Here is an 11460-nt window from a genome sequence, read left to right on the forward strand (position 1 = left end):
TCAGGCGAGTTCCTCTTCATGCTGCTTGCGGTTCATCGCGGCAGTCGCGATCTCGCCGGTTTCCATCAACTGCTTGAAACGGCGCAGGTCCCGGCGCGCCTGGATCGCAGGCTCGCGCTGGAACATCTTGGCGATCAGCTTGCCGATCACGCCACCCGGCGGATCGTACAGGATGGTCGCAACGACCACCGTGCCGCGCGCGCCCGCATCCCGAAACTCGACGCGGCCGCTGTTAGGCACATCGGCGCCATCCTCCGACGACCATGCGATGAAGCCGTCCTGCGCTTCGTCGGTAATCGCCGACGTCCATTCATAGGATTTCCCCGCCGGACCCTTGACAACCCAATGCGAGCGGCGCTGGTCGAGGACGTCGATACGTTCGACATTCTCCATGAAGGTCGGAAGGTTCGCGAAATCGCGGAAATAGGCAAACAGTTCGCCGACCGGGCGATTGATCGTAACCGCACGGGCAACGATGCTGCTGCCCTTGCCGTCCGCAAGGTCCTGCGTCGCATCCGCTACGGCGTCGCTTCGCTTGGACTTGCTTAGTGGAGCGTCATCTCTTGGATCGCTTTCAGTCATCACCGTCTCCTGGCTGCGAAGTCCTTCCAACAGTGTCCGAAGACCTATGTTCCGCCGCCTTGGTCTTGAATTTGCAAGACTTGATATCGATCAGGACATTCGGCCCCGCGCAGAATCCGCTCAGTGTCACGAAGTTTACATCGTCACATCCTGGAAGCGGCGTTCGTTACACGCGCACGCCAATATCGTGGCATTTTAGCCGATCAGCGATGTAAACATACCTACATGTCGATCATCGCAGCAGACGAGGATCGCCCGTGACCTACCAGACGCACATCGCCCAGTTGACCAACCTCATCGCCGAACAGAACGGCACGTGGGACGCGATCTCGCCCGAGTCCGTCGCGCGGATGCGGTTGCAGAACCGGTTCGCCACGGGTCTCGACATCGCCCGCTACACCGCGGCGATCATGCGCAAGGACATGGCCGCCTATGATGCGGACCCGGCGAACTACACCCAGTCGCTGGGCTGCTGGCACGGGTTCATCGCGCAGCAGAAGATGATCAGCATCAAGAAGCATTTCGGCACGACCGACCGCCGGTATTTGTACCTGTCGGGCTGGATGGTCGCGGCGATGCGCAGCGAGTTCGGCCCGTTACCCGACCAGTCGATGCACGAGAAGACCAGTGTCCCCGCGTTGATCGAGGAACTCTACACCTTCCTCCGCCAGGCCGACGCGCGCGAGCTCGGCATGATGTTCCGCGACGTCGACGCCGCACGCGCGTCCGGCAACGCGATCGAGGAACAGCGCCTGCTCAACGCGATCGAAAACCATCAGACGCACGTCGTGCCGATCATCGCCGACATCGATGCGGGCTTCGGCAATGCGGAGGCGACCTATCTGCTCGCGCGAAAGATGATCGAGGCCGGAGCTTGCGCGCTCCAGATCGAGAATCAGGTCAGCGACGAGAAGCAGTGCGGGCACCAGGACGGCAAGGTTACTGTGCCGCACGAGGACTTCCTGGCGAAGGTCCGCGCCTGCCGCTACGCGTTCCTCGAACTCGGCGTGGAGGATGGCATCATCGTCACGCGCACCGACTCGCTCGGTGCCGGCCTCACCAAGCAGATCGCGGTCAGCAAGGAAGCGGGCGACCTCGGCGACCAGTATAACTCGTACCTCGATTGCGAGGAGATCGACCCGGCGACGGCGCAGAACGGCGACGTTATCCTCAACCGCGACGGCAAGCTGCTCCGTCCCAAGCGCCTGCCGTCGAACCTGTTCCAGTTCCGCGCGGGGACCGGCGAGGATCGCTGCGTAATGGACTGCATCGCGTCGCTACAGAACGGCGCGGACCTGCTGTGGATCGAGACCGAGAAGCCGCATATCGAGCAGATCGCCGGCATGGTCGACCGCATCCGCGAGGTCGTTCCGAACGCGAAACTCGTCTACAACAACTCGCCGAGCTTCAACTGGACGCTGAACTTCCGCCAGCAGGTGTTCGATGCCTGGTCGGCTGCGGGCGAGGACGTTTCGGCCTATGACCGCGCCCGCCTGATGAGCGTCGATTACGATGGCACTTTGCTGGCGGACGAGGCGGACGAACGTATCCGGACCTTCCAGGCGGATTCGGCCAAGCGCGCGGGGATCTTTCATCATCTGATCACGCTGCCAACGTATCACACGGCCGCGCTCTCGACCGACAACCTCGCCAAGGAGTATTTCGGCGACGCGGGGATGCTCGGCTATGTGAAGGGCGTCCAGCGCAAGGAAATCCGTGAGGGCATTGCCTGCGTGAAGCACCAGAACATGTCGGGCTCCGATCTTGGCGATGACCATAAGGAGTATTTCGCGGGTGAAGCGGCTCTGAAGGCTGGGGGCGCGCATAATACGATGAATCAATTTGCGGCGTGATGCCCAAGCCGGAGCGAAAGCTCCGGCGCGGATCCGGCATCACGCCCGGCCGGCGGGGCCAAAAGCCCCGTCCGACGACGCGGCTTTGCCGCGGCGCTAAGGCTCGTCTCGACGACGCTAGCCTTGACGGACAGTTGCGCCTGCCAATCCTCCCCCGGCAGGGGGAGGTGTCGCCGAAGGTGACGGAGGGGGAGGACACGGAACAGAGGTTACCTTATCCTCCCCCTCCGTCAGGCAAGTACCTGCCACCTCCCCCTTGCGGGGGAGGATCGTTAGACTGCCGCGTACGTGACGCGGCCCAGCTTTACTCCGCCGAGTCCACCCGGTCCGCCGCAAGCGGCTCCGCCAGCGCCGTCTCACCCAACGATGCCAGCACCGCCGCCGTCAGCGCATCGAGCCCATACGGCTTCTCCAGCATAATCGCATCCGTATCGCCCTCGACCGACGCAGTGTCTCCGCTCGCGAAGACGATCCCGACACCCGGCCGCAGCGCGCGCGCGGTGCGGGCGAAGTCCGGTCCCGACACACCAGGCAGGTTGATGTCGGTCACCAGCGCGTCGATCGGCACGGTCTGGAGCGCGGTCATCGCGTCCTCGGCACTCGCCGCGTCGACCACCACGAAGCCGCTGCCTTGCAGCATCTCGGCAGTGTTCGCACGGATCATCTCGTCGTCCTCGACCAGCAGGACGGTGCGCCGTGCCGACGCGTCCAGCCGTCGCTCCGCCTCGATCCGGGCATCGCGAGCGACCTTGGCGGCAGGCGAATCGCCACGTTGCCGATTGGCGAGCACTTCGCGGAATTTCCGTGCCAGCGCCTCGCGCGAATACGGCTTCGACAACAGGTCGACGCCGGCATCGAGCTTGCCGCCATGCACGATCGAGTTCTCGGTATAGCCCGACGTGAACAGCACCACGAGATTAGGCAGCCGCTCCTTCGCCTTGCGCGCGAGTTCCGGGCTTTTCAGCGTTCCGGGCATCACCACGTCGGTAAACAGAATGTCGATCGGCACGCCGCTCTCGACCACGTTGAGCGCGCTGGCCGCGTCGACCGACTTCAGGACGCTGTAGCCGAGATCGGTCAGCAGCTCGACCACGGTGGTGCGGACCTCGTCGTCGTCCTCGACCACCAGCACCGTCTCCGTGCCGCCGCAGATCGGCCCCGCATCCGCGACGACCTCGAAATCCTCGCTCTCCATCGCGCGGGGGAGGTAGAGCTTGATCGTGGTGCCTTCGCCGACCTCCGAATAGATCTTCACATGGCCGCCGGACTGTTTGACGAAGCCGTAGACCATCGACAGGCCGAGGCCCGAGCCCTTGCCCTCGCTCTTGGTCGAGAAGAACGGTTCGAACACCTTCTCGATGATTTCGGGGCTCATGCCGCTGCCGGTATCGGACACCGCTAGCAGGACGTATTGCCCGGCTTCGACCTCCTCGTGGCTGCGCGCATAGGCGTCGTCAAGGTGAGCGTTGCCGAGTTCGATGGTGAGCTTGCCCTGGCCCTCCATCGCATCGCGCGCGTTGATCGCGAGATTGAGCAGCGCGTTCTCGATCTGCGCGGGGTCGATGAAGGTGTTCCAGAGGCCGCCGCCGACCACGGTCTCGATCTCGACGCCTTCGCCGATCGCGCGGCGCAGCATGTCGTCCATCCCGCGTACGAACCGCGTGACGTTGACGACCTTGGGCTCGAGCGCCTGGCGACGCCCGAATGCGAGCAGCTGCGAGGCGAGCTTCGACCCGCGCGTGACGCCGGCCATCGCGTTCGCGACCCAGCGCTCCGCACGCTCGTTGCCGGCGAGGTTCTTGCCGAGCAGCTGGAGATTGCCCGAAACGACCTGGAGCAGATTGTTGAAGTCGTGCGCGACGCCGCCGGTGAGCTTGCCGACGGTCTCCATCTTCTGCGATTGCGCGAGCTTGGCTTCGGCCTCGCGGCGTTCGCCGATCTCTGCGATGACGCGCGCCTCCAGCGTCTCGTTGAGCTGGCGGAGCTGATCCTCGGCGCGCTCGCGGTGGCGGACCTGGCGGGCGAGCGCTTCGGCCTGTTCGCGCAGGGCGGCTTCGGCGGCGCGCTGATGCGTGATGTCGGTGTGGACGCCGACCCATTCGATGACTTCGCCGCCTGAATCGAGGATCGGCAGGCTGCGGACCGCGAACGTGCGCCATGCCCCGCAATGGCGGCGGACGCGGTGTTCGAACACGAACATCGACTTGTTCAGGACGGCGGCGGTCCACGCCTTAATCGTCGATGCGACGTCGTCGGGGTGGATCGCGTCGGCCCAGCCGAAATTCTGGTATTCGTCGATCGACTGGCCGGTGAGCGTCGCCCAGCCGGGTTGCTCGCCGATCATCCGGCCGTCGGGGCTGTTGGTCCAGAGCACGCCGTGGACCGCATCCATCGCGGTGCGGAAGCGGCCGTTGCTGATGCCGAGTGCGGCTTCGCGTTCGGCGCGGTCCTCGACGTCGATGCCGAGCACGTAGATGCCGGCGACCGAGCCGTCCGCCTGGACATGCGGAACGTAGCGGAATTCGGAGCGGCGCGGACGGCCGTCGCGGTGCGGGAAGACGGTCTGCGCGATGAAGCTCTCGCCGGCAAGCGCACGCTCGAACGAAGGGCGACGATCCTGGTAGACCGCATCGCCGAGCACTTCGCGGACAGGCTTCCCGATCATCGTCTCGGGCGCGACGCCGAGCCACTCGTCATATTGCGCGTTGGCGAGACGGTAGACGTGGTCGCGGTCGATGTACGAGATCAGCATCGGCACGGCGTCGGTGACACGGCGCAGTTCGGCTTCGCTGGCGGCGAGGCGGTGCTCGGCTTCGACGCGGCCGCTATTGTCGACCATCGTGCACAGGACGCCGCCGACAGTCCCGCCGGCGCAGTAGACGGGCGTGTAGAACAGGTCAAGCGTCAGCGTCTCCGGGCCGTCGGGGCGCTGGAACAGGATCGGCTGGTCGCGGTAGGCGACGGTCTCGCCGCGAAAGCCTGCTTCGAGGACCGCGCGGTTCCAGTCCCACACCTCGGGGAAGGCGGTCGCGACCGGGCTGCCGAGCGCGGCGGGGTGGCGGTCTCCTGCGACGGCGCGATAGCTGTCGTTGTAAAGCATGATGTGCTCGGGTCCCCACATCACGACCTTCGCGACGGGCGAGTTGAGGATGTTGGCGAGCGTGACGCGGAGCTCGGCGGGCCACGAGTCGATCGGGCCGAGCGACGTTGCGCTCCAGTCGCGCTGGCGGACGAGCATCCCGCATTCGCCGCCGCCGATCAGGATTTCGGCGGGCTTTTGCAGGGCGTCGCGGTCGCGCATCTGCTGGAGCGCGGTTCTGACGATGGCGGCAGCGTCGCCATGTCCTCCGTCGGTCAATTCGTCGACGTAGCTGCCGAGGTCTGCGGGCAGGGAAATGGTGCGCGACGAGTCAGGCGTTGTCATGCCGGACTAGTGGGTATCGCGCGCACGCCTGTCAATGATTAGGGGTGTTTGGGGGAGGGGCGGATCGCGCATCCATCCCGTCATACCCTCCTAGCACCACCCCGGCGAAGGCCGGGGCTCAGTTGGGGGACGTCGCTAACGGAGCGTTGCCCTTCGTTACGACCACCTTTCCAACTAGGCCCCGGCCTTCGCCGGGGTGGTGGCCGGTAAGCCGGGATGGTGGCCAGTAAAAAGCGTTCGAACCTAAACATGTTTCCCCGCGAAGGCGGGGACCCAGACTGGGCTCCCGCCTTCGCGGGAGAACACGGAAGGGCGGGCTGTCGTTCGGCAGCGCGCCCTTCCTTCTGTCATCCGATCAGCCCTCGGTGCGCGGCAGGCCCAGCGGGTTGTCGTGCTTGACTGCCTTCGGCAGCAGCGCATCCGGCAGGTCCTGGTAGCAGACCGGGCGCAGGAAGCGCTCGATCGCAGCCGTACCGACCGAGGTCGTGCGCGGGTCCGACGTCGCGGGGAACGGACCGCCATGGACCATCGCAGGGGCAACCTCGACGCCGGTCGGCCAGCCGTTCGCGAGGATGCGACCGGCCTTGCGCTCTAGTACCGGCACCAGCGCGGCCGCGTCGGCATAATCGCCTTCGTCGATCTGCAACGTGATCGTCAGCTGACCCTCAACCTGTTCGAGAACCTGACGGACCTCGGCGAGGTCGGCGCAGCGGACGATGATCGAGGCAGCCCCGAACACTTCGTGCGACAGCGCGGGGTCGGCGACGAACGCCTTGCCGGTGGTCGAGAACAACGCCGCACGACCGCGGTTTGCACCCTCGGCCTCGGTGCCGCGGGCGAGCGTCTCGACCGCGTCGTGACCGGCGAGCGCGGCGACGCCCTTGTCATAGCTGGCATGAATGCCGGGGGTCAGCATGACCTGCGGCGCCGCTTCGCCAAGCGCAGCCGCGGCGGCTTCGACGAAGGTGTCGAGGTCAGGACCATCGACCGCGACGACGATGCCGGGGTTGGTGCAGAACTGGCCCGAACCCATCGTCAGCGAACCGACATACGCCTTGCCGAGCGCTTCGCCGCGCGCCGCGAGGGCCGCGGGGAACAGGATTACCGGGTTGACGCTGCTCATCTCGGCATAGACCGGGATCGGCTCGGGGCGGGCTGCGGCGAGTGCGACCAGCGCAAGACCACCGCCGCGCGAGCCGGTGAAGCCGACCGCCTTGATGCGCGCGTCCTTGACGAGTGCGGCGCCGAGTTCGTTCGCGGGACCCTGGACCAGCGAGAACACGCCCTCGGGCAGGCCGCACTTGGCGACTGCGGCCTGGATCGCCTTGCCGACCATCACCGACGTGCCGGGATGCGCGGGGTGGCCCTTGACCACGACCGGGCAACCAGCGGCGAGTGCGGACGCGGTGTCGCCGCCTGCGACCGAGAAGGCCAGCGGGAAGTTCGAGGCGCCGAACACCGCGACCGGGCCGACCGAGATGCGGCGCTGGCGCAGGTCGGAACGGGGGGCGGGCTTACGATCGGGCTGTGCTTCGTCGATGATGACCGAGGCCCAGGCGCCGGCGCGGAGATGCTTGGCGAACAGGCGGAGCTGGCCGGTGGTACGGCCGCGCTCGCCTTCGAGGCGTGGGCGGGGCAGGCCGCTTTCCTGGATCGCACGGGCGACGAGCGGCTCGTGGATCGCCTCGATCTCGTCGGCGATCGTCTCGAGGAATTTCGCACGCGTTTCGGGGTCGGTTTCGCGGAAGGTGTCGAAGGCGGCCTCGGCGAGCTTGCACGCCTCGGCGACATCGGCCTCGCTCGATACGGCGAAGGCGGGCTCGATCTTCGCGTCGGTCGACGGATCGATCGCGAGGAAGGTGACGTCGCTGTCTACGGCGCGCGCGCCGATCGGGAAGGTACCGTCCATGTCAGTTCTCCAAATCAAATCGAGGGACGCGCCGACCGGAACGGCGGTGCGTCGGGAAATCGTTGGCCAAGATACGCGCCGACCGTGAAGGTGGCGCTATCACTCCCGGACTCGTCATCCAATGTGGTGCGAAGGCGAACCATGTTCCAGTGCGTAGCAGCAGTCGCGGACGACAATGTGACATTGACGCCAAGGCGCGGGTAGCAAGTTCGGATCAGGTCGTGTCGCACGCGGTCCTCCCGTCCGTTCCCTATGTGCATGCCGCACAAGATGGTGCCGATTATTTGTCCGACTAATGTTGGGAGCGATAACACGCAAGCATGAACCGGCGCGACGCGATCTTCTCCGAGTATACGACTACGTTGATCGAGATTACATGCTGATAATATTGCAATCACCTGCTAAAAAGCGCGGCATGAGCCTCGCCACGCGCAAGCCGCGCAACACTTCGGGCCGCAGAAGCGGCGCACCCACCATTTCCGACGTCGCGGTTCTCGCAGGCGTCTCACCGATGACCGTCTCGCGCGTCATCAACGGGGAAGCGAAGGTCCGGGAAGCAACGCGCGAGGCGGTCAACGTCGCGATCGATACGCTGCGATACGCACCCAACCGCGCCGCGCGCAGCCTGGCCGGCGGCGGGCAGATGCGGATCGGCCTGCTCTACAGCAATCCGAGCGCAGCATATCTAAGCGAGTTCCTGGTCGGCAGCCTGGAACAGGCGAGCCGCAGCGACGTCCAGTTGATCGTCGAGAAATGTGACATCGGCGACCATGAGATCGAGGTCGCGCGGCACATGATCGAGAGCGGCATCGACGGCGTCATCTTGCCGCCGCCGCTGTGCGATTCGCGCGCGGTGCTCGACGTGCTGACGGAGGCCGGCGTGCCGACCGTGGTCGTCGCGACCGGTTCCCCACCGGAAGGATCGGCAGCGGTCACGATCGACGATTTCGAAGCGGCACGTGCGATGACCGAACACCTCGTCAAACTTGGGCATTCGCGGATCGGGTTCATCATCGGCAACCCGAACCAGACCGCAAGCCGGCTTCGTCACGAGGGGTATCTCGCGGCGATCGCCGATGCCGGTCTGGCGCCGGACGAGTCGCTGGTGGTCGGCGGCCTGTTTACCTATCGCTCCGGTCTCGACGGTGCCGAGCAATTGCTCGACGCGAAGGACGCGCCCACCGCGATCTTCGCCAGCAACGACGACATGGCGGCGGCGACCGTCGCGGTCGCGCATCGTCGGGGTCTCGACGTGCCGGGCGACCTGACGGTGTGCGGGTTCGACGATAGCGCGCTCGCGACGACGATCTGGCCCGAACTGACGACGATCCACCAGCCGATCGCCGACATGTCGCGCGCGGCGGTCGAACTGCTCGTATCGGCGATCTTCAATCGGCGCAGCGGCGGCAAGGATGCGAACGGCCACGTCGTCCTCGATTACACGCTGGTCCGCCGTCAGTCGGACGCTGCGCCCCGTCGCCGACCACCATCACGCGTTCACCTATAGTGTTTGCAGGCGCTTGACCGACCGACGACCGTCGCGGTAGCGCTCCCATTCGATAACAAGCGGCGTTCAGGAGAGTTTGCAGTGGACCGTGTACCGGTGAAGCCGTTCCGATCGCGCGACTGGTTCGCCGATCCCGCCCGCTCGGACATGACCGCGCTCTATCTCGAACGCTTCATGAATTACGGGCTTACCCCGGCGGAACTGCGCTCGGGTCGGCCGATCATCGGCATCGCGCAGTCCGGCAGCGATCTGAGCCCGTGCAACCGCATCCATCTCGAACTCGCCAAGCGAACGCGTGACGGCATCCGCGACGCAGGCGGCATCGCGATGGAGTTTCCGGTCCATCCGATCTTCGAGAATTGCCGGCGGCCGACTGCGGCGCTAGATCGTAACCTGGCGTATCTGGGGCTGGTCGAGACGCTCTACGGCTATCCGATCGACGCGGTCGTGCTGACCACCGGCTGCGACAAGACCACGCCGTCGGGAATCATGGCGGCGTCGACCGTCGATATCCCCGCGATCGTGCTGTCGGGCGGGCCGATGCTCGACGGCTGGCATGACGGCGAGCTGGTCGGTTCTGGCACGGTGATCTGGCGCAGCAGGCGCAAGCTGGCCGCGGGTGAGATCGACGAGGAGGAGTTCCTCAACCGCGCCACCGACAGCGCACCCTCGGCCGGGCATTGCAACACGATGGGCACGGCCTCGACCATGAACGCGGTCGCCGAGGCGCTTGGGCTGTCGTTGACCGGGTGTGCGGCGATCCCGGCGCCGTACCGCGAGCGCGGCCAAATGGCGTACGAGACCGGCCGCCGGATCGTCGAGATGGCGTATGAGGATCTGCGCCCGTCGAAGATTCTCACGCGCGACAGCTTCCTCAACGCGATCCGCGTGGTCAGTGCGATCGGTGGGTCGAGCAACGCGCAGCCGCACATCATGGCGATGGCGCAGCATGCCGGCGTCACGCTGTACCCGGAGGACTGGTCGGATCATGGCTATGACCTGCCGTTGCTGGTCAACATGCAGCCGGCGGGCAAGTATCTCGGCGAGCGCTTCCACCGGGCGGGCGGCGTGCCTGCGGTGTTGCATGAGCTGATCGCGGGCGGGAAACTCGATACGAGCTGCCTGACCGTCACGGGGCGGTCGATCGGTGAGAACATCGCTGGCCGTGAGACGCGCGATCGCGAGATGATCAAGCCGTTCGACGCACCAATGATGGAACGCGCGGGCTTCCTGGTGCTCAAGGGCAATCTGTTCGATTTCGGGATCATGAAGACGTCGGTGATCTCGCCGGCGTTCCGCGCGCGCTATCTCTCGACGCCCGGTGCGGAAGATCGGTTCGAGGCGCGGGCGATCGTGTTCGAGGGTTCGGACGATTATCACCACCGGATCAACGATCCTGCGCTGGAGATCGACGAAGGCTGTATCCTGGTGATCCGCGGCGCGGGGCCGATCGGCTGGCCGGGCTCGGCGGAAGTCGTCAACATGCAGCCACCCGACGCGCTGATCCAGCGCGGCGTGCTGGCGCTGCCGACGCTCGGCGACGGGCGGCAGTCGGGGACGTCGGACAGTCCGTCGATCCTGAACGTATCGCCCGAGAGCGCGGTCGGCGGCGGGCTATCGTGGATCCGGACGGGCGACGTGGTGCGGATCGATCTGGTTGCGGGGACTTGCGACGCGCTGGTCGAGCCGAACGAGATCGCGCGACGCAAGGGCGAGGGGCTGCCACCGGTGCCCGAGAGCAATACCCCGTGGGAGGAATTGTACCGTGAGAAGACCGGGCAGCTTGCCGAGGGCGGCGTGCTGGACTTCGCGGTGAAGTATCGCGGGATTTCGACGAAGACGCCTCGGCATAATCACTGAGGCCTGAAGTATGAGGGCGGGGCTCGGTGTCTCGCCCCATCCTTAAGTCACTGATCATCTTCAGCGTCGAGAATGCATACTGGCTGACCTTTGCGATAAAAGCGCAAGGGTCAGCCAGTATGGTTTCGCGCCTCCGCCGGAGTGACCGAGGGAGGCGGCCAGGCGCCTCGAGACGCGGTATCATTAACCGAAGTCGCCCCCCAAAAAGTGCCTCCCCGGCGAAGGCCGGGGCCCATTTGGGGGACGTTGCTGACGGAGGAAGGTCCGCCGTTACTTTCGCCTTGCCAACTGGGCCCCGGCCTCCGCCGGGGTGGTTGGGGGTGGG

The 11460-nt window shown here is 65.8% G+C and carries 6 protein-coding genes; 3 read left to right on the top strand and 3 right to left on the bottom strand.

Annotated elements, in window-relative coordinates:
• On the bottom strand, positions 1–582 hold the full coding sequence (locus O6X71_RS02095; protein ID WP_353464234.1) for an SRPBCC family protein: 582 nt from the start codon (positions 580–582) through the stop codon (positions 1–3).
• 257 nt (positions 583–839) lie between these two features.
• Between O6X71_RS02095 and O6X71_RS02100 the strand changes: the two genes are divergently transcribed.
• Positions 840–2435 carry an isocitrate lyase gene (locus O6X71_RS02100; RefSeq protein ID WP_353464235.1) on the top strand — a complete coding sequence of 532 codons (1596 nt, stop codon included), beginning with the start codon at positions 840–842 and terminating at the stop codon, positions 2433–2435.
• A 304-nt stretch (positions 2436–2739) separates the two neighbouring features.
• Here O6X71_RS02100 and O6X71_RS02105 read toward each other — a convergent pair whose 3' ends face one another.
• Positions 2740–5859, bottom strand: a complete 3120-nt coding sequence (locus O6X71_RS02105) for a PAS domain-containing protein (protein WP_353464236.1) — start codon at positions 5857–5859, stop codon at positions 2740–2742.
• 355 nt (positions 5860–6214) lie between these two features.
• Positions 6215–7768, bottom strand: coding sequence for an aldehyde dehydrogenase (NADP(+)) (locus O6X71_RS02110; protein ID WP_353464237.1), 1554 nt, complete (start codon positions 7766–7768; stop codon positions 6215–6217).
• A gap of 415 nt (positions 7769–8183) precedes the next feature.
• On the opposite strand from O6X71_RS02110, the gene O6X71_RS02115 reads away from it, so the two are divergent.
• The gene (locus O6X71_RS02115; protein WP_056058141.1) at positions 8184–9275 is read left to right on the top strand and encodes a LacI family DNA-binding transcriptional regulator; all 1092 of its coding nucleotides are present in this window, start codon (positions 8184–8186) and stop codon (positions 9273–9275) included.
• A gap of 81 nt (positions 9276–9356) precedes the next feature.
• Positions 9357–11135 (top strand): IlvD/Edd family dehydratase, encoded by a 1779-nt coding sequence (locus O6X71_RS02120; protein WP_353464238.1) that lies wholly within the window; start codon positions 9357–9359, stop codon positions 11133–11135.
• Positions 11136–11460: the final 325 nt, after the last annotated feature.

The organism is Sphingomonas faeni, assembly GCF_040407505.1.
GTDB lineage: Bacteria > Pseudomonadota > Alphaproteobacteria > Sphingomonadales > Sphingomonadaceae > Sphingomonas > Sphingomonas faeni_E.

Coding starts and splice junctions, on each gene's coding strand:
- O6X71_RS02095 (WP_353464234.1), bottom strand. CDS start 582: ATGACTGAAAGCGATCCAAGAGATGACGCTCCACTAAGCAAGTCCAAG.
- O6X71_RS02105 (WP_353464236.1), bottom strand. CDS start 5,859: ATGACAACGCCTGACTCGTCGCGCACCATTTCCCTGCCCGCAGACCTC.
- O6X71_RS02110 (WP_353464237.1), bottom strand. CDS start 7,768: ATGGACGGTACCTTCCCGATCGGCGCGCGCGCCGTAGACAGCGACGTC.
- O6X71_RS02115 (WP_056058141.1), top strand. CDS start 8,184: ATGAGCCTCGCCACGCGCAAGCCGCGCAACACTTCGGGCCGCAGAAGC.